At 70.9% G+C, this 21,350-nt stretch carries 20 protein-coding genes; 19 read left to right on the plus strand and 1 reads right to left on the minus strand.

Annotated features, from left to right (window positions below; genetic code table 11):
• Positions 1-239 precede the first annotated feature (239 nt).
• The 19 genes from mraZ (at position 240) to ITJ64_RS12840 (ending at position 20,137) form a co-directional block, all read left to right on the plus strand.
• Positions 240-671: a division/cell wall cluster transcriptional repressor MraZ gene (mraZ, locus tag ITJ64_RS12750; protein WP_179548226.1), complete on the plus strand. Its 432-nt coding sequence runs from the start codon at positions 240-242 to the stop codon at positions 669-671.
• Between the two features lie 137 nt (positions 672-808).
• Positions 809-1,765 (plus strand): 16S rRNA (cytosine(1402)-N(4))-methyltransferase RsmH, encoded by a 957-nt coding sequence (gene rsmH / locus ITJ64_RS12755; protein ID WP_194681162.1) that lies wholly within the window; start codon positions 809-811, stop codon positions 1,763-1,765.
• Positions 1,762-2,439 carry a hypothetical protein gene (locus ITJ64_RS12760; RefSeq protein WP_194681163.1) on the plus strand — a complete coding sequence of 226 codons (678 nt, stop codon included), beginning with the start codon at positions 1,762-1,764 and terminating at the stop codon, positions 2,437-2,439. Before rsmH ends, ITJ64_RS12760 begins: the two co-directional genes overlap by 4 nt.
• 12 nt (positions 2,440-2,451) lie before the next feature.
• A complete protein-coding gene (locus tag ITJ64_RS12765) occupies positions 2,452-4,278 on the plus strand; it encodes a penicillin-binding protein 2 (protein ID WP_194681164.1) in 1,827 nt (608 codons plus the stop codon).
• A 15-nt stretch (positions 4,279-4,293) separates the two neighbouring features.
• Entirely contained in the window at positions 4,294-5,880 is a 1,587-nt protein-coding gene (locus ITJ64_RS12770; RefSeq protein ID WP_194681165.1) for a UDP-N-acetylmuramoyl-L-alanyl-D-glutamate--2,6-diaminopimelate ligase, read from the plus strand.
• A gap of 4 nt (positions 5,881-5,884) precedes the next feature.
• Positions 5,885-7,336 carry a UDP-N-acetylmuramoyl-tripeptide--D-alanyl-D-alanine ligase gene (gene murF / locus ITJ64_RS12775; RefSeq protein WP_194681166.1) on the plus strand — a complete coding sequence of 484 codons (1,452 nt, stop codon included), beginning with the start codon at positions 5,885-5,887 and terminating at the stop codon, positions 7,334-7,336.
• The gene (mraY, locus tag ITJ64_RS12780; protein WP_194681167.1) at positions 7,333-8,427 is read left to right on the plus strand and encodes a phospho-N-acetylmuramoyl-pentapeptide-transferase; all 1,095 of its coding nucleotides are present in this window, start codon (positions 7,333-7,335) and stop codon (positions 8,425-8,427) included. Before murF ends, mraY begins: the two co-directional genes overlap by 4 nt.
• A complete protein-coding gene (murD, locus tag ITJ64_RS12785) occupies positions 8,424-9,971 on the plus strand; it encodes a UDP-N-acetylmuramoyl-L-alanine--D-glutamate ligase (RefSeq protein ID WP_194681168.1) in 1,548 nt (515 codons plus the stop codon). Before mraY ends, murD begins: the two co-directional genes overlap by 4 nt.
• Positions 9,931-11,145, plus strand: a complete 1,215-nt coding sequence (ftsW, locus tag ITJ64_RS12790; RefSeq protein ID WP_370545176.1) for a putative lipid II flippase FtsW — start codon at positions 9,931-9,933, stop codon at positions 11,143-11,145. The genes murD and ftsW overlap by 41 nt, the downstream gene beginning before the upstream one ends.
• Complete coding sequence (gene murG, locus ITJ64_RS12795; RefSeq protein WP_194681170.1) at positions 11,142-12,245, plus strand: undecaprenyldiphospho-muramoylpentapeptide beta-N-acetylglucosaminyltransferase; 1,104 nt, start codon at positions 11,142-11,144, stop codon at positions 12,243-12,245. Before ftsW ends, murG begins: the two co-directional genes overlap by 4 nt.
• 85 nt (positions 12,246-12,330) lie before the next feature.
• Complete coding sequence (murC, locus tag ITJ64_RS12800; protein WP_194681171.1) at positions 12,331-13,746, plus strand: UDP-N-acetylmuramate--L-alanine ligase; 1,416 nt, start codon at positions 12,331-12,333, stop codon at positions 13,744-13,746.
• Entirely contained in the window at positions 13,743-14,843 is a 1,101-nt protein-coding gene (locus ITJ64_RS19390) for an FtsQ-type POTRA domain-containing protein (protein ID WP_194681172.1), read from the plus strand. Before murC ends, ITJ64_RS19390 begins: the two co-directional genes overlap by 4 nt.
• 159 nt (positions 14,844-15,002) lie before the next feature.
• Entirely contained in the window at positions 15,003-16,226 is a 1,224-nt protein-coding gene (gene ftsZ, locus ITJ64_RS12810; protein WP_194681173.1) for a cell division protein FtsZ, read from the plus strand.
• Positions 16,227-16,276: 50 nt separating this feature from the next.
• Positions 16,277-16,963, plus strand: coding sequence for a YggS family pyridoxal phosphate-dependent enzyme (locus tag ITJ64_RS12815; protein WP_194681174.1), 687 nt, complete (start codon positions 16,277-16,279; stop codon positions 16,961-16,963).
• Between the two features lie 41 nt (positions 16,964-17,004).
• Positions 17,005-17,514: a cell division protein SepF gene (locus ITJ64_RS12820; RefSeq protein WP_173180812.1), complete on the plus strand. Its 510-nt coding sequence runs from the start codon at positions 17,005-17,007 to the stop codon at positions 17,512-17,514.
• Positions 17,515-17,521: 7 nt separating this feature from the next.
• Positions 17,522-17,827: a YggT family protein gene (locus ITJ64_RS12825; RefSeq protein ID WP_370545177.1), complete on the plus strand. Its 306-nt coding sequence runs from the start codon at positions 17,522-17,524 to the stop codon at positions 17,825-17,827.
• Positions 17,828-17,977: 150 nt separating this feature from the next.
• Positions 17,978-18,622: a DivIVA domain-containing protein gene (locus ITJ64_RS12830; RefSeq protein ID WP_194681175.1), complete on the plus strand. Its 645-nt coding sequence runs from the start codon at positions 17,978-17,980 to the stop codon at positions 18,620-18,622.
• Positions 18,612-19,214, plus strand: coding sequence for a signal peptidase II (lspA, locus tag ITJ64_RS12835; protein ID WP_228508670.1), 603 nt, complete (start codon positions 18,612-18,614; stop codon positions 19,212-19,214). The genes ITJ64_RS12830 and lspA overlap by 11 nt, the downstream gene beginning before the upstream one ends.
• A 2-nt stretch (positions 19,215-19,216) precedes the next feature.
• Positions 19,217-20,137 (plus strand): RluA family pseudouridine synthase, encoded by a 921-nt coding sequence (locus tag ITJ64_RS12840; RefSeq protein WP_194681176.1) that lies wholly within the window; start codon positions 19,217-19,219, stop codon positions 20,135-20,137.
• Positions 20,138-20,143: 6 nt separating this feature from the next.
• On the opposite strand, the gene ITJ64_RS12845 is transcribed toward ITJ64_RS12840, so the two are convergent.
• Entirely contained in the window at positions 20,144-21,304 is a 1,161-nt protein-coding gene (locus tag ITJ64_RS12845) for a zinc-binding alcohol dehydrogenase family protein (RefSeq protein WP_194681177.1), read from the minus strand.
• Between the last annotated feature and the right edge of the window lie 46 nt (positions 21,305-21,350).

The raw sequence follows: 21,350 nt of genomic DNA on the forward strand, positions 1-21,350 counted from the left end.
CCCTCCCTTTTCCTCCCCTGAAGAAGACCGGCCCTCGGGCCGGTCTTTTTTTGTGCCCGGATGCCCGTCCCGGCCGCCCATCTCCCTCCATTCCCCTCCACCCCGAACTTCCGTGCATTGACGCGGAAGTTTTTGCGTATGAGCCCACATTGAGCCCGAATGTCGTAGGTATGTGGAAGGGAGTGGAGTAAAGTGGAGGTCAAGCCCACACAATCTGGCCGGAGAGAACGGGGAGGTAGATGTTCCTTGGCACCTACGAACCCAAGCTCGACGACAAAGGGCGCATCATCCTCCCGGCGAAGTTCCGGGACGAGCTGGCCGGGGGCATGGTCGTGACGCGCGGCCAGGAGAACTGCCTGTACGTGTTCTCCACCCGCGAGTTCGAGAACCTGCACGAGAAGATCCGGCAGGCGCCCGTCACCAGCAAGCAGGCCCGCGACTACCAGCGCGTGTTCCTCTCCGGGGCCAGCGCCGAGACGCCCGACAAGCAGCACCGGGTCACCATCCCGGCCCCGCTCCGCAGCTACGCCGGCCTCGACCGCGACCTCGTCGTCATCGGCGTCGGCTCGCGCGCCGAGATCTGGGACGCCACGGCCTGGGCCACCTACCTCGAGGCCCAGGAGGCCGCGTTCTCCGACACCGACGAGGAGGTGATCCCCGGCCTCTTCTGAGTCGTCGTCCCTGACTCCCAGCCGTTCATCGCCCTGGCGCACTTCCCCGGTGCCAGGTCGGACGCCCTGCCGCACTTCCCCGGTGGCAGGTCGGAACGGACGGGGATCAGGGACTGCGAAGCACCGGCCGCATCACCATGACCGACTACTCCGGCATCCACACCTCGGTTCTCCTCGAACGCTCCATCGAGCTCCTCGGCCCGGCCCTCGGCCGCCCCGGAGCCGTGCTCGTCGACTGCACCCTCGGGCTCGGCGGTCACTCCGAGGCCTTCCTCGAGGCCTTTCCCGAGCTGCACCTCGTCGGCCTCGACCGCGACCCGAACGCCCTCCGCCTGGCGGGGGAGCGGCTCGAGCGCTTCTCCGACCGCATCGACCTCGTGCACTGCGTCTACGACGAGATCGACGAGGCCCTCGAGGGCCTCGGCATCGACGAGGTCGACGGCGTACTGTTCGACCTCGGCGTCTCGTCGATGCAGCTCGACGAGGTCGAGCGCGGCTTCTCCTACTCCAAGGATGCGCCGCTCGACATGCGCATGGACGACACGGCGGCCTTCACCGCCGCCGAGATCGTCGCCACCTACTCCGAGGCCGACCTCCGCCGCATCTTCCGCGACTACGGCGAGGAGAAGCTCGCCGACCGCTACGCCCGGTTCATCGTGCGGGCCCGCGACGAGGCACCGATCCTGCGGTCGGGTCAGCTCGTCGACATCATCCAGGCGGCCACGCCGGCCAAGTTCTCGAACTCCGGCCACCCCGCCAAGCGCGTCTTCCAGGCCCTCCGCATCGAGGTCAACGCCGAGCTCTCGGTGCTCGAGCGGGCCCTGCCCAAAGCCATCGACGCCCTGGTCGTCGGCGGCCGCATCGTCGTGCTGGCCTTCCAGTCGCTGGAGGACCGCATCGTCAAGCGCGAGCTGACCAGGCGCGCCGCCTCGACCGCTCCCGCCGGCCTGCCGGTCGAGCTGCCCGAGCACCGGCCCGAGCTGAAGCTCCTGGTGCGCGGCGCCGAGCTCGCCGACGACGACGAGCGCGCCCGCAACCCCCGTTCCATCCCCGTCCGCCTCCGTGCAGCAGAACGAATCAGGAGGATCGCATGACGAACCTGGCCAGTGCATCCATGAGCCGCCCCCGTGCCGCCTTCGCCCAGGCGGTCGCGGTCGAGCCCGACTTCGACCTCGACCTGCCCGGCGTCGAGCACCCGATCGCGCCGCGGCGCATCCAGGTCGTGCCGACCCGCCAGCAGCGCCGGGCCCGCCCGAAGATCGCCTACGCGGCCGTGGTCGTCACCGGCGTGCTCGCCATCGTCGTCACCCAGCTGATGCTCTCGATCGGGCTCTCCGACGGCGCCTACGAGATCTCCTCGCTGCAGCAGCAGCAGAAGGAGCTCGACCGCACCAACCAGACACTGAGCGAGCAGTACGACTCGCTGTCGTCGCCGCAGAACCTCGCTGCCAGCGCCGAGGCGCTCGGCATGGTCGCCAACAGCGCTCCGGTCTACCTGCGGCTCTCCGACGGCGCCGTGCTCGGCTCGCCGGTCGCGGCCAGCGGAGCGACCGGGGCCATCACGGCCGGGCAGTCGCTCATCCCGAACGCCTCGCTGAACCCCGTGACGGGCACCGCGGCGACCCCGGCCGACGCCGCGGCCGCTGCGGCGGCCGGAGCAGCGGCGGATGCCGCCGCGACCGCCGACACGGCGAGCGCGCCTCCCGTGGCCGAGGCGCCCGCCGACGTACCGTGGACGGGTGCTCTTCCCTCCCCGACGACCCGCTGATCCCCGGCGCTCGTGAACACCGCCGCGAACCGCACCACCCGGCGTCGCGCCGCCGTCGCCGTCGTCGCCGTGATGGCCGTCGTGGCCGTCTTCGTGATCCGGTTGGTCAGCATCCAGATCGTGCAGGCCGACACGCTGAACGCCGAGTCGTTCGACAAGCTGTCGGCCGAGACCACCTCCTACGGCCTCCGCGGCGACATCGTCGACGAGGACGGCACGGTGCTGGCGACGACCGTGCTGCGCTACGACGTCACCGCCTCGCCGAAGTCGGTCACCGACTTCGAGCGCACGGGCGACGACGGCAAGACCGTCGACGTGACCGCGCTGCAGGCCGCCGGCGAGATCGCCGCGGTCATCGGCCAGACCCCCGAGCAGGTCTACGGCACGCTAACGGCCGACCCCTCCTCGAACCACGTGGTCGTCGTGACGGGCATCGACGTCGACGCCTTCCGCGCCATCCGCGACCTCGAGATCCCCTGGCTCTACTACGAGTCGAACCCCGTGCGCACCTACCCCAACGGAGCCGTCGCCGGCAGCGTGGTGGGCTTCATGGGCGAAGATCCCGACGCCGACCCGGGCGCCACCGAGACCGGCGACAGCGCCGGAACCGAGGACGAGGTCGGGCTCTCCGGCATCGAGCAGATGCAGAACCAGTGCCTCACCGGCACCGACGGCGTCGAGACCTACGAGCGGGGAGCCGACGGCGTCGCGATCCCCGGATCGAGCGAGACCGTGGTGAAGGCGCAGCAGGGCGGCACCGCGGTGCTCACGCTCGACAGCGACCTGCAGTGGTTCTCGCAGCAGGCGCTGCTGGCGCGCATCCAGGAGACCGGCGCCGCCTGGGGCACGGTGGTGGTGCAGGAGGTCAAGACCGGCAAGCTGCTCGCCGTCGCCGACTACCCGAGCGTCGACCCCAACGACATCGACGCCACCCCGGCCGACCAGCGCGGCTCCATCGCCTTCCAGTCGCCGTTCGAGCCCGGCTCGACCTTCAAGGCGCTGACGGCGGCCTCGGTGCTCGACGCGGGGCTCGCGAACGTGGGCACCCAGGTCGAGGCGCCGTTCATCTACACCGACCCGAACGGGGCGTCGACCCGCGACAGCGAGTTCCACGTCGACCCGCTGCGGCTCACCTTCGCCGGCGTCATGCAGGAGTCCTCGAACACCGGCACCGCGATGCTCGGCGAGCTGCTCTCCAGCCAGCAGCGCTACGACTACATCGAGAAGTTCCACATGACGAAGCCCAGCGAGGTCGGCTTCCCGGCCGAGTCGGGCGGCATCCTGGCGCCGTGGGACGAGTGGGACGACCAGACGAACCTCACCACCACCTTCGGTCAGGGCGTGTCGAACACCGCCATCCAGATCGCGAGCCTCTACCAGACCCTCGGCAACGGCGGCGTGCGCCTGCCCGTGCAGCTCCTCGACGGCTGCAAGGCCGAGGACGGCACGATGACGCAGGTTCCGGATGCGACGGGCGAGCAGATCGTGCCGAGCACCGTCTCGACCGACGTCGTGAACATGCTGGAGACCGTCGTCTCGGGCGGCTACGCCTCGAAGGAGCTGTCGATCCCGGGCTACCGGGTGGCCGCGAAGACCGGAACGGCGCAGATGAGCGACGGGTCGGGTGCCTACGGCGACAGCTACATCACCTCGGTCGCCGGCCTCGCTCCGGCGGAGGACCCGCAGTACGTCGTTTCGGTCACCATCGCGAAGCCCGTTACCATTGAGTCGGCCCTGGCTGCGGCGCCGGTCTTCCAGAAGATCATGTCGCAGGTGCTGAAGGAGAAGCGCGTGCTTCCCTCCACCGTTCCTTCGCCAGACCTGCCGACGACGTATTGAGCACCAAGGAGACCAGTGGCTGATCGGGGTTCTTCGGCGCTTCGACCCGAGCATCCGATCGAGCGGTCCCTGCCGCATCTCGTGGAGGAGTTCGGCCTCGAGCAGCGCGGCCTGCCCGTCTCCGAGGTCGTGTCGGGCATCACTCTGTCGTCGCACGACGTCGTTCCCGGCGACCTCTACGTGGGGCTCGCCGGCAAGCGGCACCACGGCGCCCGCTTCGCCGCGGCCGCGAAGGAGGCCGGGGCCGTCGCGATCCTGACCGACGACGAGGGCGCCCGCATCGCGGCCGACGCCGGCCTGCCGATCATCGTCACCCCCGAGCCGCGCCTCGCGCTCGGCGAGCTCGCGGCCTGGATCTACCGCACCCGCGAGGAGCCGCCGACGATGTTCGGCGTCACCGGCACCAACGGCAAGACGAGCGTGGCCTACCTGCTCGAGGCGATCCTGCGTCAGCTGGGCGTCGTCGCGGGCATCAGCACCACCGCCGAGCGGCGCATCGGCGACGAGGTCATCGTCTCCAAGCTCACGACCCCCGAGGCCACCGAGATCCACGCGATGCTGGCACGGATGCGCGAGGCCGACGTGCGCTCGGTCGTGCTCGAGGTCTCGGCGCAGGCCATCACCCAGCACCGCGTCGACGGCATCGTCTTCGACGTGGTCGGGTTCACCAACCTCACCCACGACCACCTCGACGACTACGAGACCATGGACGTCTACTACGCGGCGAAGCGGGAGCTGTTCCAGCCCGACCGCGCCCGCCGCGGCGTGGTGATGGTCGACGGCGACTGGGGCGGCCGGCTCGCCCAGGAGTCGCGTATCCCGATCACCACGATCGCCACCGACCCCGCCGCCGACGCGGAGTGGACGCTGACGATCGACGAGGAGCGACCCGAGCGCACCACCTTCACCCTGCGCGGCCCCGACCACCGCACGCTCACCACCTCGGTGCCGCTGCTCGGGTCGTACATGGCCGCCAACGCGGCCCTCGCCATCGTGATGCTGGTGGAGTCGGGCTTCGATCTCGACGCCATCGCGCACGCCCTGAACATCCCGCACGACGCCGAGGGCGCCGAGATCGACGACGACGGCTTCGTCGCCGGCATCGACGTGTACATCCCGGGCCGGGCCGAGAAGGTCTCCGGCGAGTCGGGCCCGATCGTCTACATCGACTACGGCCACAGCCCCGACGCCTTCACCTCGACGCTCGAGTCGATCCGCCGGGTCTCCGACGGACGCGTGATCATGCTCTTCGGCGCCGACGGCGACCGCGACCCCTCCAAGCGCGAGGAGATGGGCGCGATCGCGGCCCGGCTCTCCGACGCCGTGGTGGTCACCGACTTCCACCCCCGCTTCGAGGACCCGGCCTCCATCCGCGCCGCGCTGATCGCCGGCGCGCGGGCGGCCGTGCCCGATCGCGAGATCCACGAGGTGCCCGACCCGCGGGCCGCCTTCCGCACGGCGCTCTCCCTCGCGGGCGAGGGCGACGTCATCCTCTACGCCGGTCCCGGCCACGAGGACTACCACGAGGTCGCGGGGGAGCGCATCCCCTACTCCGCCCGCGACGACGCGCGCAGTGCGCTGCACGAACACGGATGGCTCTGACGACATGCTCGATCTCACACTGACCGAGATCGCGGAGGCGCTCCAGGGCGAACTCGTGATCACCGACGCGGCCGCCGACGCCGGGTACTCCCCGGCGACGGTGGTGAACGGCACCGTCGACACCGACTCCCGGCTGATCGGCGAGGGCGACGTGTTCGTCGCCAAGCGCGGTGAGTTCGACGACGGCCACCGCTTCGTCGGTGCGGCCGTCGAGTCGCGTGCCGCGCTCGTGGTGGTGGAGCACGCCTTCGCCGACTCCGAGCGTGAGGCCGGCCGGCAGCTGCCCGTCGCCCAGATCGTCGTCGACGACTCGGTGATCGCGCTGGGCCACTTCGCCACCGACGTCGTGCGGCGGGTACGGGCATCCGGAGACCTGAAGATCGTCGGCATCACGGGGTCGAACGGCAAGACGACCACCAAGAACCTGCTGCGCGCCGTGCTCGAGCGCGTCGGCGAGACCGTCGCGCCGCGCGACTCGTTCAACAACGAGGTGGGCGCGCCGCTGACCATGCTGAAGCTCACGCCGACCACCCGGTTCCTGGTGGCTGAGATGGGGGCGAGCGGCAAGGGCGAGATCACCCGGCTGATCCGCATGGCGAAGCCCGACGTCGGCGTGGTGCTCACGGTGGGCCTCGCGCACGCCGGGGAGTTCGGCGGCATCGAGACCACGCTCGCGACCAAGACCGAGATGGTGATCGACCTCGACGAGAGCGACGTCGCCGTGCTCAACCGCGACGACGCCCGCGTGGCCGGGATGGCCGGGAAGACTCGCGCCCGCGTGCTCTGGTTCGGCCTCGGCGACGACGCCGGGGTGCGCGCCACCGAGATCGAGGCGAGCGCCTCGGGCACGACCTTCACCCTGCACCTGCCCGACGGGCAGTCGCGCCCCGTGCGCTTCGCCGTGCTCGGCGAGCACCACGTGATGAACGCCCTCGCGGCGGCATCCGCGGCGCACGTGCTCGGCGTCGGCATCGACGACATCGTCGCCGCGCTGGAGACCGTGACCCGGGCCGAGCGCTGGCGCATGGAGGTGATGGGCGGCGGAGACCGCCCCACCGTCATCAACGACGCCTACAACGCGAGCCCCGACTCCATGGCGGCCGCGCTGAAGACCCTCGCCCAGATCGCCGCCCCCGGGCAGCGCACGGTCGCCGTGCTGGGCGAGATGAGCGAGCTCGGGCCGTACTCCGTCGAGGAGCACGACCGCATCGGGCGGATGGTCGTGCGGCTGAACATCGGCAAGCTCTTCGTCGTGGGCGAGGGCGCCCGCGCCATCCACCTCGCCGCCGAGCACGAGGGATCGTGGGGCGGGGAGGCCGTCTTCGCGGCCGACGCCGACGAGGCCTACGCGCTGATCGCCGCCGAGCTGCGGCCCGACGACCTGGTGCTGGTGAAGTCGTCGAACTCGGCGCGCCTGCGCTTCCTCGGCGACAAGATCGCGGAGGCGACGACATGATCACCCTTCTCGCCTCGGCCTCGATCTCGCTGGCGTTCTCGCTCTTCCTGACACCGGTGTTCATCCGGCTGTTCAAGCGCTTCGCGTGGGGCCAATTCATCAACGTCGACACCCCCGACGCCCACCACGTGAAACGCGGCACGCCCACCATGGGCGGCATCGTGATCATCCTCGCGGTGCTCTTCGGCTACTTCGTCTCGGCGCTGGCCACCCAGGAGGCGCCGACGATGTCGGGCCTCTTGGTGCTGTTCCTGATGACCGGGCTCGGCATCGTGGGCTTCCTCGACGACTTCCTCAAGGTGCACAAGGAACGCAGCCTCGGCCTCACCCCGTGGGCGAAGATCACCGGTCAGGTGATCGTCGGGGTGATCTTCGCGCTGCTCGCGATCCAGTTCCCGAACACGCAGGGCGAGACCCCGGCCTCGACGCAGATCTCCTTCATCCGCGACCTGCCGTTCGACTTCCTGTCGTGGGGTCTGATCCTCGGCACCATCGCCTTCGTCATCTGGATCTGCGTGATGGTGATCGCCACCTCGAACGGAGTGAACCTCACCGACGGCCTCGACGGCCTGGCGCCCGGGTCGAGCATCCTGGCCATCGGCTCGTTCATCGTGATCGGCTTCTGGCAGTTCAACCAGTCCTGCGCCAACGCCACGCTCGACCTCGACGTGCTCGACAAGTGCTACGACGTGCGCGACCCGCTCGACCTCGCGGTCGTGGCGGCGAGCATCGTCGGCGCCCTGATCGGCTTCCTCTGGTGGAACACCAACCCCGCCAAGATCTTCCTCGGCGACACCGGCTCGCTCGCCCTCGGCGGCGCGCTGGCGGCTCTCGCCATCCTGTCGCGCACCGAGCTGCTGCTCATCCTGATCGGCGGCATCTTCGTGATCGTGGCCGGCCAGGTCGCCGTGCAGCTGACCTACTTCAAGCTCACCAAGGGCAAGCGCATCTGGCGGGCGAGCCCGCTGCACCACCACTTCGAGATGAAGGGCTGGGCCGAGGTCACCATCGTGGTGCGCTTCTGGATCATCGCCGGCCTCTTCGTCGCCGGCGCCGTGGGGTCGTTCTACCTCGAGTGGCTGTCCCGATGAGTGCCGAGCGCCTCGAGGGGCTGACCAGCTGGCACGCCGACTGGAGCGGCCTGCGTGTCGCCGTGCTCGGCCTCGGCATGACCGGCTTCTCGGTGGCCGACACCCTCACCGAGCTCGGCTCCTCGGTGCTCGTCGTCGCCGCGAAGGCGTCGAAGGAGTACTCCGACCTCGTGCCCGTGATCGGCGCCCGGCTCGAGCTGGCCCCGACGGGCGAGATCCCGGATGCGCTCGTCGAGCACGAACCCGAGCTGGTCGTGGCGTCTCCCGGCTACCACCCCGACGACGCCCTGATCGCGTGGGCCGAGTCCCGCGGCATCCCGGTCTGGGGCGACGTCGAGCTGGCCTGGCGCCTGCGCGACAAGGTCGTGAACCCGCAGACGGGCCGTCCCGCCGACTGGATCGCCGTGACCGGCACCAACGGCAAGACCACCACCGTGCAGCTCACCGCCTCGATGCTGCTGGCCGCCGGGCACCGCGTCGCCCCGTGCGGCAACATCGGCATCCCGGTGCTCGACGCGATCCGCGACCCCGAGGGCTTCGACGTGCTCGTGGTGGAGCTCTCGAGCTACCAGCTGCACTCCACCTCGAGCATGTCGCCCTGGGCATCGGTCGTGCTGAACGTCGCCGACGACCACCTCGACTGGCACGGCTCGTTCGAGGCCTACGCCGCCGCCAAGGCGCGGGTCTACTCGAAGACCCAGGTGGCCTGCGTCTACAACAAGTCCGACGAGCTCACCATGCGCATGGTCGAGGAGGCCGAGGTCGTCGAGGGCGCCCGCGCCATCGGCTTCGGGCTCGGCGTGCCCGGCCCGAGCGACTTCGGCATCGTCGACGGCATCCTCTGCGACCGCGCCTTCCTCGAGGAGCGCCGCGACTCGGCCCTCGAGATCGCGACCGTCGACGAGCTCGCCCTCCGCGGACTCGGCGCGCCGCACACCGTCGCCGACGTGCTGGCGGCCGCGGCCCTGGCCCGTAGCTACGGCATCTCGGTCGAGGCCGTGCGTGCCGCCCTCGCCGGCTTCAGCCTCGACCGTCACCGCATCGAGCACGTGGTGAGCGCCGGGGGAGTGACCTGGGTCGACGACTCCAAGGCCACCAACCCGCACGCCGCCGCCGCCTCGATCAAGGCCTACGAGTCGGTGGTCTGGGTGGTCGGCGGGCTGCTGAAGGGCGTCGACATCGACCCGCTCGTGCAGTCGGCCGTAGGCGAGGGGGGCCAGGGGCGCCGCCGCGTGCGCGCCGCCGTGGTGATCGGCGTCGACCGCAGCGAGGTGCTCGCCTCCATCCGGCGACACGCGCCGGAGCTTCCGCTGTTCGAGGTCGATCACGCAGAGACTGAGGACGTGATGACCGCGGCGGTCGCCCTGGCGGCCGGTGCGGCTCTGCCCGGAGACGTCGTGCTGTTGGCCCCGGCCGCGGCATCGATGGACCAGTTCGCAGACTACGCCGACCGCGGTGACCGATTCGCGGAGGCTGTGCGCAAGCACGTGGGAGGTACAGACGGTGACCACGACGCCCTCCCGGAGCCTCCCGCGGCCCACTGACCGCACCCGTCTCGACGGCGGCCCCCGCTCGGCCCGCATCTCGCTCGGCCAGGTCTTCACCGCCGAGTCGGGCAACTACTTCCTGCTGCTCGGCACCACGCTGTTCCTGGTGCTGCTGGGCCTCGTGATGGTGCTCTCCTCGAGCTCGATCGACTCCTACGTCGGCCGCCAGGGCTTCTTCGGCGTGTTCTGGAAGCAGGGCATGTTCGCCCTGATCGGCATCCCGCTGATGCTCGTCATCTCGCGCCTGCCCATCCGCTTTTTCAAGCGCTGGGCATGGGTCGCGATCTTCGTCGCCGTGGGCGTTCAGCTGCTCGTGTTCACCCCGCTCGGCATCGAGGTCGGCGGCAACCTGAACTGGATCGGCGTCGGCAGCTTCAACTTCCAGCCCTCGGAGCTCGTGAAGCTCGCCCTGGTGATCTGGATGGGGTCGATCCTGACGAAGAAGGAGCCGCTGCTCGGGCAGCTCGGCCACGTCGTCATCCCCATCCTCCCGGTGGCGGGCGGCGCCATCCTGCTCGTGCTCCTCGGCGGCGACCTCGGCACCGTGATGATCATGGCCGGCCTCGTGTTCGGTGCGCTGTTCTACGCCGGCATCAAGCTCAGGATGCTCTTCCTCCCCGTCATCGCGGGAGCCCTCATCGCCGTGGTCGTCGCCTTCTCGAGCGAGAGCCGCACCACGCGCATCATGGCGTTCTTCACCGGCAGCGGAGCCGACTACGAGGGCACCGACTGGCAGGCCCAGCACGGCCTCTGGGCACTCGCGAGCGGCGGCGTCTTCGGCGTGGGTCTCGGCAACTCCCGCGCCAAGTGGTCGTGGCTGCCGGCCGCCGACAACGACTACATCTTCGCCATCATCGGCGAGGAGCTCGGGCTGATCGGCGCAGTCGTCGTGCTGCTGCTGTTCATCGCGCTGGCCGTCGCGTTCGTGCGCATCATCCGCTCGTCCACCGACATGTTCTCGCGGGTGGCCACCGGCGCCGTGATGGTGTGGCTGATCGGCCAGGCCTTCGTGAACATCGCCGTGGTGCTGGGTGTGCTGCCCGTGCTCGGCGTGCCACTGCCGCTGATCTCGTCGGGCGGGTCGGCGCTGCTCACCACGCTCGCCGCCATCGGCATCGTGCTGGCGATCGCGCGCGAGAACTCGCAGAACGAGCAGGCGGCCGCCCGATGACGACGTACCTCCTCGCCGGGGGCGGCACCGCGGGCCACGTGAACCCGCTGCTGGCCACGGCCGACGAACTGCGCCGTCGCGAGCCCGACGCGACCGTGCTCGTGCTCGGCACCGCCGAGGGCCTCGAGGCCCGGCTCGTGCCCGAGCGCGGCTACGAGCTGCTCACCATCCCGAAGCTCCCGTTCCCGCGCCGGCCGAACGGGGCCGCCCTGCGGTTCCCGGATGCCCTGCGCCGCACGATCGCCCAGGTCGCCGCGCTCATCCGCTCGCGCGGTGTCGACGCGGTGGTCGGCTTCGGCGGTTACGCCTCGGCGCCGGGGTACCTCGGAGCGCGCCGCGCCCGGGTGCCGTTCGTCATCCACGAGGGCAATGCCAAGCCGGGGCTCGCCAACGTGCTCGGCGCGCGCTTCAGCCCCTGGGTGGGCGTCAGCTTCGCCGCAACGCGCCTGCCGAACGCGACCTTGACCGGCATGCCGCTCCGGCGCGAGGTGACCGCCCTGGCCGACCCCGTCGCCCGCGACGCCGCGCGCGCGGAGGCGGCCGCGGCCTTCGGGCTCGACCCCGCCCGGCCGACGCTCCTGGTCACCGGCGGATCGCTCGGCGCCCGCCGCATCAACGCCACCGTCGTGGCCTCGGCACCCGCCCTGGTGGGAGCCGGCTGGAACGTGCTGCACATCGCGGGGAACCAGGCCGAGGTCGCCGACCCGGGCCTGCCCGGCTACACCTTCCTCAGCTACTGCGACCGCATGGACCTCGCACTGGCCGCCGCCGACCTCGCGGTGTCGCGGGCCGGCGGATCGACCGTCTCGGAGCTCGCCGTCGTCGGGGTCCCCTCGATCCTCGTGCCCTACGCCGTCGGCAACGGCGAGCAGCGCTTCAACGCGCTCGACCTCGTGAACGCGGGCGGGGCGACGATCGTGCCCGACGCGGAGTTCCTCCCGGCCCGGGTCGCGTCGGAACTGGTGCCGCTGCTCGGCGATCGTCCGCGCATCGACGCGATGGCGGCCGCCGCGCGCTCGGTCGGCATCCCCGACGCGGCCGAGCGGGTCGCCGACCTCGTCGCGCGCGCACGGGCTCGTGACGGGGGCGGGCGCCGGTGAGCGTAACGTTGTGTCGGATGTCCGGCAGCACCGAGCATCCGAGAACCCCGCCCCACCGAGCCCCGATCAGAAAGGGCATGAACCCGTGATCAAGCCCGACCTCAGCCTGACCATCCCCGAGACGCTCGGCGCCGTGCACTTCGTGGGCATCGGCGGCGCGGGCATGAGCGGCATCGCCCGGCTGTTCCAGGCCGCCGGCCTGACCGTCACCGGGTCCGACCGCAGCGACTCCAAGACCGCGGCCAAGCTGCGCGCGCTCGGCATCCCCGTGGCCGTCGGGCACGACGCGGCGAACGTGGGCGACGCGGACACCCTGGTCGTGACCAGCGCGCTCTGGCCCGACAACCCCGAGTACCTCGCCGCAAAGGAGCGCGGCCTCACCGTGCTGCACCGCTCGCAGGCGCTCGCCTGGCTGACCAACCGCAAGCGCCTCGTCGCCGTCGCGGGTGCGCACGGCAAGACCACCTCGACGGGCATGATCGTCACCGGCCTCCTCGGCCTCGACGCCGACCCGAGCTTCGTCAACGGCGGGGTCATCTCCGAGCTCGGCACCAGCTCGGCCTTCGGCGACGGCGAGCTGTTCGTCGTCGAGGCCGACGAGAGCGACGGCTCGTTCCTGCTCTACGACACGGCGGTCGCGCTGATCACCAACGTCGACCCCGACCACCTCGACCACTACGGCTCGGTTGAGGCCGTCGAGGACGCCTTCGTCACCTTCGCCGACGCCGCCTCCGAGCTCGTCGTCATCTCCTCCGACGACGCCGGCGCCCTGCGGGTGAAGGAGCGGCTCGCGCACCAGCGCGTGCTGAGCTTCGGCGAGGCCGCCGACGCCGACCTGCGGGTGCACTCCATCGAGACCGATGGGCCCGTGCGCTTCACCCTCGACTACGAGGGCGTCAGCTACCCGGCCGGCCTGCGGGTGCCCGGCCACCACAACGCCATCAACGCGGCCGGCGCGGTCGCGGTGCTGGTGGGTCTCGGCTTCGCTCCGGATGCGGCCATCGCCGCGGTGGGCGCGTTCGGCGGCACCGGCCGGCGGTTCGAGCTGCACGGCACCGTCGGCGGCGTCAGCGTCTACGACGACTACGCCCACCACCCGACCGAGGTCGACGCGGCGCTCACCGCCGCCCGCACCGTCGTGGGCGAGGGCCGGATCATCGCCGTGCACCAGCCGCACCTGTACAGCCGCACGAAGCTGATGGCGGGGGAGTTCGCCGAGACGCTCGAGCGCACCGCCGACTACACGATCGTGCTCGAGGTCTGCGGGGCCCGGGAGGACCCGATCCCCGGCGTCACCGGCGAGCTCGTCTCCTCGCGCTTCGACGACGCCTCGAAGGTCGCCTACGTCGACGACTGGCAGCGCGCCGCCGAGCACCTCGCCGCCGTCGCCCAGCCGGGCGACTTCGTCGTCACGCTCGGCTGCGGCGACGTCAACCTGATCGTGCCGCAGCTGCTGGAGCAGCTGGAGTCCCGCTCGGTCGCGGGCGTCGCCGGGGAGTGAAGCGGCCTCCGGGCATCACCCCGCCCCCTCCACCGCCGCCGTCGGCCGCCGAACCGCCGGCGGAGCGGCCGAAGCGGGCGCCGCGCGCGCCGCGGGCCACCCCGGCGGTGCGCCCCGCAGCGCCGTCGCGCTCCGCGGGCCCGTCGCGGGATCAGGACGCCACCCAGCCGATCGAGCCTCTCGACCGGGGCCGCCCGGTCGACCCCTCGCGGCCGGTCGATCTCACCGGAGCCCTCGGGCGCACCCGCAGTGTGACGCTGCCGGCGGAGAGCACCGCACCCCGGAAGCCCGACAGCCCGCCGGCCGCCGGGCGGAAGCGCACGGCCGGGCCCGACGCGAAGCGGGAGCTGCGCAAGGCCACGGCCGCCCGGCGTCGCTTCGAGCGCTCGGAGGCCCGCCGCTTCACGCAGCGCTCCCGGCGCCGGCGGATCACCTGGATGATCGTGGGCGGCACCCTCGCCGGTCTCGTGCTCGTGGTGCTGCTGACGGCCTACTCGCCGCTGCTCGCCGTGCGCCAGCTCGCCGTCGAGGGCACCACCCGGCTCGACCCCGCCACTGTGAGCTCGGCCCTCGACGACCAGCTCGGCAAGCCGCTCGCCCTGGTCGACTACGGCGCGATCGAGCGCGACCTCGCGGGCTTCCCCTACATCGAGTCGTACTCGGTGGAGGCCCGCCCGCCGGACACCCTCGCCGTGCGCATCGTCGAGCGCCGGCCCGTCGCCCTGCTGCAGACCGCCACCGGTTTCGACCTGATCGACGCGGCCGGCGTCGTCGTGCAGCAGTCGGGGGAGCGGATCCCCGGCTTCCCCGTGCTCGACCTCACCGGCACCGAGATCGGAAGTCCCGGGTTCCAGGCGGCCGCCGCCGTGCTGATGTCGCTGCCCGACACCCTGCTCGCGCAGGTCGACCGGATCAGCGGCACCACACCCGACAGCGTGACGATGGTCTTCGCGGGAGCCGGGCAGCGGGTCGTCTGGGGAGACGCGGACGAGAGCGAGCTGAAGGCCCAGATCCTGCAGAAGCTGATCGCGACCCAGGACCCGTCGCTGCCGGTGGAGTACGACGTGTCGAGCCCGCAGAGCCCGGTCATCCGCTGAGACGCGGCCGCGTCAGCCGGATCCGCACGATCCGATCGCGACACGCGGTGGGATTCGCGGCCGTGGGGAGCATCCTCCCGTAGCGTCGTCGTAGGAAATACATACTCGGAATAACTTTAACTTTCAAGTCGAACTTTAAGGTTCCAGCGGAGGCCGGACGTGACTTCAAACCAGAACTACCTCGCCGTGATCAAGGTCGTCGGTATCGGCGGAGGCGGCGTCAACGCCGTGAACCGCATGATCGAGCTCGGTCTCCGCGGAGTCGAGTTCATCGCCATCAACACGGATGCGCAGGCGCTCCTGATGAGCGACGCCGACGTCAAGCTCGACGTCGGCCGCGAGATCACCCGTGGCCTCGGTGCCGGTGCCGACCCGGAGGTCGGCCGCCGTGCGGCGGAGGACCACGCGGAGGAGATCGAGGAAGCCCTCGCGGGCGCCGACATGGTCTTCGTAACCGCCGGCGAGGGCGGCGGCACGGGAACCGGCGGCGCGCCCGTCGTGGCCCGCATCGCCAAGTCGATCGGCGCGCTGACCATCGGTGTCGTCACGAAGCCCTTCGGCTTCGAGGGCAAGCGCCGCGCGGCCCAGGCCGAGGACGGAGTCGCCACGCTGAAGAACGAGGTCGACACCCTCATCGTCGTGCCGAACGACCGCCTGCTGGAGATCAGCGACCGCGGCATCAGCATGCTCGAGGCCTTCTCGACCGCCGACCAGGTGCTGCTCGCCGGTGTGCAGGGCATCACCGACCTGATCACCACCCCCGGCCTCATCAACCTCGACTTCGCCGACGTCAAGTCGGTCATGCAGGGCGCGGGCTCCGCACTCATGGGCATCGGCTCGTCGAGGGGAGCCGACCGCGCCATCAAGGCCGCCGAGCTCGCCGTGGCGTCGCCGCTGCTCGAGGCGTCGATCGACGGCGCGCACGGCGTGCTGCTGTCGATCCAGGGCGGGTCGAACCTCGGAATCTTCGAGATCAACGACGCCGCGAAGCTCGTGCAGGACGCGGTGCACCCCGAGGCGAACATCATCTTCGGTGCGGTCATCGACGACACCCTCGGCGACGAGGTGCGCGTCACCGTCATCGCCGCCGGCTTCGACGGCGGGGAGCCGAACGCCAACACCCCGGCGGTCGAGTCGCGCCGCGGCAGCTTCGTCGGCAACGCCGAGGAGGTCGACCCGTTCGGCCGAGGCGGCGGCGCGGCCGCGACCCTGCGCCGCGACCAGCGCGCCGAGCCCGCCGAGGAGGCGCCCGCCGCCGCCCCCGCTCCGGCGCAGCACTGGTCGACCCCGTCGGCCGACCTCGGCCTCACCGGTGCCGTGGCGCTCGACCCGGCCTCCGAGGACGACGACGCCGACCTGGACGTCCCGGATTTCCTCAAGTGACCGGCTTCCTCAAGTGACCGGGTTCCTCAAGTGACCGACGTCCTCCAGTAGTGACCGAGCCCACTCCCGCGGAGCGGGTCGAGCGCGTCGAATCCGAGATCTCGGAGGCGGCGCGCTCCGCCGGTCGTACCCGCGACGAGCTGACCCTCATCGCGGTCACGAAGTTCCACCCCGCCTCGCTCGTGCGCGAGCTGCACGCCGCCGGGCTCCGCGACTTCGGCGAGAACCGCCACCAGGAAGCGCGCGAGAAGGCCGTGGAGCTCGCCGACCTCGGACTCGCCTGGCACTTCGTCGGCCAGCTGCAGACCAAGAAGGCGCGCCAGGCCCGCGAGTACGCCACCGTGCTGCACTCGCTCGACCGCGAGGCGCTCGTCGACGCCCTGGCCGTGCCCGCCGAGGGCGGCGGGCCACTGGACGCGTTCCTCCAGGTCAATCTCACCGACGACCCCGAGCGCGGGGGAGTGCGGCCCGACGAGGCGGAGGCCCTCGCCGAGCGGGTGGCCCGGGCATCCGGTCTTCGCCTTCTCGGCGTGATGGCGGTCGCCCCCCTCGACGAGGAGCCGCGCGCCGCCTTCGCCCGGCTCCGGGCCGTCGGCGACCGGGTGCGCACGGTCGTGCCCGAGGCGCGCTGGATGTCGGCCGGCATGTCGAACGACTTCGCCGAGGCGATCGCCGAGGGCGCGACACACCTGCGGATCGGGACGGCAATCACCGGAAATCGCCCGCCCCGCGATTAATCTCGGGGGTAGGAAGAACACGCACCCAACCGGAGGTTCCGATGGCCAACCCGCTCCGCAAGACCATGGTCTACCTGGGACTCGCCGACGAGGAGCTCGACTACGAGACTCCCGCCGCCGAGCCGCAGCGACAGGCGCCCGTCGCGCCCGTGCCGCATCCTCAGGCAGCTCCCAGCCAGGCCCCCGCGCCCCAGGCCACCCGTGCGCCGGTGACCCCCCTCCGCAAGACCTCGCACACCACTCAGACGAAGAATGTGGCTCCTGCTGAAATGAACGAAATCCTCACCGTGCACCCCAAGCAGTACAAGGATGCCCAGGTCATCGCCGAGAACTTCCGCGAGGGCATCCCGGTCATCATGAACCTCTCGCAGATGACGGATGCCGATGCGCGCCGTCTGATCGACTTCGCCGGCGGCCTCTCGCAGGGCCTCTACGGCAAGATCGAGCGCGTCACCAGCAAGGTCTTCCTGCTCTCCCCGTCGCACGTCTCGGTCTCCGGAGACGCCGGTGGCGAGGCCCGTGCGGAGTCGTCCTTCTTCGTCCAGTCATAATTGCTGAGTGGGTTCACTCGTAGCGATCATCGCGACCGTCGTCTATTTCGCGCTGCTGCTGTACTTCTTCCTGATGTGGGGTCGGTTCATCCTCGACCTCGTCCGGACGGTCCGCCGTGACTGGCGGCCGACCGGCGCGCTCCTGGTGGTGGCGGAGGTGGCCTACACGGTCACCGACCCGCCCATCCGGTTCTTCCGGCGCATCATCCCGCCGCTGCGCGTGGGCCCCGTTGCCCTCGACTTCGGCTGGAGCATCGTGATGCTCATCGTGATCATCGGCCTCTCGGTCGCGGGCTTCCTGCGCGCATCCTGAGGCTCGGCCATGTGCCCCGACCGGGGGCGCATGTAGTCTGAAAGCACTCGCACCGCCCCGATCGACCCGTTCATGGGACGTTCGTCAGGAATGTTGCTACGGTTAGCAACGCGTTATCACTGTCTGTCAGAGCAATAAAGGTGGAAGACCATGGCGTTAACTCCGGAAGATGTTGTTAACAAGAGATTTTCTCAGACCAAGTTCCGTGAAGGATACGACCAGGACGAGGTCGACGACTTCCTCGACGAGGTCGTGGTCGAGCTCCGTCGCCTGACGCAGGAGAACGAGGAGCTGAAGGCCCAGCTCGAGAGCGGCTCCGCTCCCGTCGCCGCGGCTCCGGCTCCGGCCGTTGCCGAGGAGACGCCGGCCCCCGCACCCGTCGCCGAGGTGCCCGCACCCGTCGCCGCGGCTCCGGCCGCCGTCTCCACGCCGGCTCCGGCTGCCGAGGTCGAGGACGACGCGGTCTCCACCACGAACCTGCTCCAGCTGGCGCGTCGTCTGCACGACGAGCACGTCAAGGAGGGTGCCGACAAGCGCGACGCCCTCATCGCCGAGGGTCACGCCACCGCCGCGCGCATCGTCGCCGAGGCCGAGACCAAGCAGCGCAACGAGCTCGCCCGTCTCAACCAGGAGAAGGCCGGCATCGAGCACCGCATCGACGAGCTGCGCACCTTCGAGAAGGACTACCGCGCCGGCCTCAAGGGCTACATCGAGGACCAGCTGAAAGACCTGACCTCCTCGAGCGTCGACAACGAGAAGACCCCGTCCTCCAGCTTCAGCGGCTTTGGCGGATAGTCAGACCCAGAAGGCTCGCCCCCGGGTACTGATCGTTCTGGCGGTCGTCGCAGCTGCGGCGATCGCCATCGATCAGTTCACGAAGTTCCTCGTGGTCTCGAACCTCGAACTGGGTGAGGTCGTCCCCGTCGTGGGCGACCTCATCCAGTTCCGTTTCGTGAAGAACTCGGGAGCCGCCTTCTCGATCGGCAACGCGTACACCTGGATCTTCTCGATCCTGGCGGCCGCCGTGACCGTGGTGATCGTCTGGTTCTCCCGGCGCATCCGCTCGATCGCCTGGGCCTGGGTGTTCGGACTGCTGCTCGGCGGCACGATCGGCAACCTGATCGACCGGCTCTTCCGGGAGCCCGGCTTCGGTGTGGGGCATGTCATCGACTTCCTCACCATCCCGCTGCTGCCGGCGATCTTCAACATCGCCGACGTCTGCATCACCGGCGCGATGGTGCTGTTCCTCATCCTGACCCTCCGGGGCGTGGGGCTCGACGGCACGCGCGGCGAGAAGCCGGTGGCGTCCGAGCCCGAAGCCGCGCCTGGTGCAGAGCCCGGAGTCCAGCCCGGGGCCGATCCGCTGGCCGAGCCGGAGAAGTCGTAGCGATGGAGTCGCGCACCCTCCCCGTGCCCGACGGACTCGACGGCACGCGGGTCGACGCCGGCATCGCGAAGCTGCTCGGCTTCTCGCGCACCTTCGCCGCCGAGGTCGTCGACGCCGGCGGCGTGAGCGTCGACGGTCGGCCCGTCGGCAAGAGCGACCGGCTGCGCCGCGACACCTGGCTCTCGGTCGAGTGGGCTCCCAAGGAGGAGCCGCGCATCGTGCCGGTGATCGTGCCCGAGCTCGACGTCGTGTACGACGACGACGACATCATCGTGGTCGACAAGCCCGTGGGCGTGGCCGCGCATCCGTCGGTCGGCTGGGACGGGCCGACCGTTCTCGGCGCCCTCGTCGGCGCCGGCTACCGCATCGCCACGAGCGGAGCGGCCGAGCGTGCGGGCATCGTGCACCGCCTCGACGCGGGCACCAGCGGCCTGATGGTCGTCGCGAAGAGCGAGGAGGCCTACACCTGGCTGAAGCGCCTCTTCCACGACCGCGAGGTCGACAAGATCTACCACGCGCTCGTGCAGGGCCACCCCGACCCCTTCGCCGGGACCATCGACGCGCCGATCGGCCGGCACCCGCGCTCCGACTGGAAGTTCGCGGTCACCGCCGACGGCAAGCACTCCATCACGCACTACGAGACGCTCGAGGCGTTCCGGGCGGCGACGCTGCTCGAGATCCATCTCGAGACCGGGCGCACCCATCAGATCCGGGTGCACATGGCCGCTCAGCGGCACCCGTGCGTCGGTGACTCGATGTACGGGGCCGACCCCGTGCTGTCCGCGCGGCTCGGGCTCGGTCGGCAGTGGCTGCACGCGATGCGGCTGGGCTTCGTGCATCCGCGCACCCGCGAGTACGTCTCGTTCGAGAGCCACTACCCGGCCGATCTGCAGCACGCGCTCGACGTCGTGCGGGGCGACTAGCGGGCCTCAGGGCAGCAGCACCACCAGTTTCGTGGCCGAGACGCCGCCGCGCAGGCGGTCGAGGGCGGGCTGGATGCTCGGCAGCCCGGTCCCCACCACCTCCGCCCGGGGCAGCACCCGGTGGCGGCCCTCGGCGAGGGCGGCGGGGAGGTGGTCGGTCCAGAGCATCCGGCCGACCTCGTTGTCGACGAGGGTGCTGCCCCAGACGAAGCGGGCCCGGACGCCGTGGCGAAGGCACCGCAGCTGCAGGGCGACGTTGCCGGCCACGAGCCGTGCGATCATCCCGACGCGGCGGCGGGAGAGGCCGGCGCGGCGGGGCTGGTCGTAGAACGACACCGACGGGCTGGTGAGGGCGACGCGTCTCGCGCCCGTCGCGGCGGCGATCGCGACGCACGGTTCGGCGGAGCCGGTCGCGATGGCGATCACACCGGCGACCGGCTGCCCGCCGACGGCCTCGACGACCTTCGCCACGACGTCGGGGTCGCGGTAGTCGATCGCCACAGCCGCTCCGAGTTCGAGCAGCAGCGCGTGGTTCGCGGGGGAGGCGGTCGTCACGACGCGGTAGCCGGCGGCGACCGCGAGCTGCACGGCGTTCAGGCCGACGCTCGTGGCGCCGCCCCAGACCACCACGGTCTCCCCGCGGGCGGGGGCGATCCCGCTGCGCTCGGCCACGCGGTCGGACCCGATTTGCGGATGCGCGAGGGCCAGGTGGTCGCTCTGGAACAGCGCGACGGCCGCCGTCGAGACCGCGAGGGGCAGGGCCACGACATCCTCGAAGGCCTTGCCGTCGGGGACGGGGGCGGTGAGCGCCTCCTCGAGCAGGAGGTGGTGCTGAAAGGCGCCCTCGCCGACGTGGTCGCGGCCCTTCTCGACGCCCAGCGCGTAGCCCACGACGCGGTCGCCCTTCGCGAACCGGGTCACCGTGGCGCCGACGGCGACGACCTCGCCGGCGACGTCCTCGCCGAGGACGGCGGGGGAGTCGAGCCAGCGGTACATCATCCGGCCGTTGGACTGGATGACCGCGTCGAGCGGGTTGACCGCGACGGCCCGGGCGCGCACGAGGAGCTGGGTCGGACCGGCGACCGGCACGGGGGACTCGCGCACGGTGAGGTCGGCGTAGGGGGCGTCGAGCCACGCGGCGGTGTTGGGGGACGTGCTGGCGGGCATCCGGATCTCCAGGGCTGGTCGGTTGTTCGTGGTTTGTGATGACATG

The organism is Herbiconiux sp. VKM Ac-1786, assembly GCF_015350805.1.
Taxonomy (GTDB): domain Bacteria; phylum Actinomycetota; class Actinomycetes; order Actinomycetales; family Microbacteriaceae; genus Herbiconiux.

What these genes read in the sequence shown, in the direction of transcription:
- mraZ (WP_179548226.1), top strand. Translation starts at nt 240, where the DNA reads ATGTTCCTTGGCACCTACGAACCCAAGCTCGACGACAAAGGGCGCATC.
- rsmH (WP_194681162.1), top strand. Translation starts at nt 809, where the DNA reads ATGACCGACTACTCCGGCATCCACACCTCGGTTCTCCTCGAACGCTCC.
- ITJ64_RS12760 (WP_194681163.1), top strand. Translation starts at nt 1,762, where the DNA reads ATGACGAACCTGGCCAGTGCATCCATGAGCCGCCCCCGTGCCGCCTTC.
- murF (WP_194681166.1), top strand. Translation starts at nt 5,885, where the DNA reads ATGCTCGATCTCACACTGACCGAGATCGCGGAGGCGCTCCAGGGCGAA.
- mraY (WP_194681167.1), top strand. Translation starts at nt 7,333, where the DNA reads ATGATCACCCTTCTCGCCTCGGCCTCGATCTCGCTGGCGTTCTCGCTC.
- murD (WP_194681168.1), top strand. Translation starts at nt 8,424, where the DNA reads ATGAGTGCCGAGCGCCTCGAGGGGCTGACCAGCTGGCACGCCGACTGG.
- murG (WP_194681170.1), top strand. Translation starts at nt 11,142, where the DNA reads ATGACGACGTACCTCCTCGCCGGGGGCGGCACCGCGGGCCACGTGAAC.
- ITJ64_RS12820 (WP_173180812.1), top strand. Translation starts at nt 17,005, where the DNA reads ATGGCCAACCCGCTCCGCAAGACCATGGTCTACCTGGGACTCGCCGAC.
- ITJ64_RS12830 (WP_194681175.1), top strand. Translation starts at nt 17,978, where the DNA reads ATGGCGTTAACTCCGGAAGATGTTGTTAACAAGAGATTTTCTCAGACC.
- ITJ64_RS12840 (WP_194681176.1), top strand. Translation starts at nt 19,217, where the DNA reads ATGGAGTCGCGCACCCTCCCCGTGCCCGACGGACTCGACGGCACGCGG.
- ITJ64_RS12845 (WP_194681177.1), bottom strand. Translation starts at nt 21,304, where the DNA reads ATGCCCGCCAGCACGTCCCCCAACACCGCCGCGTGGCTCGACGCCCCC.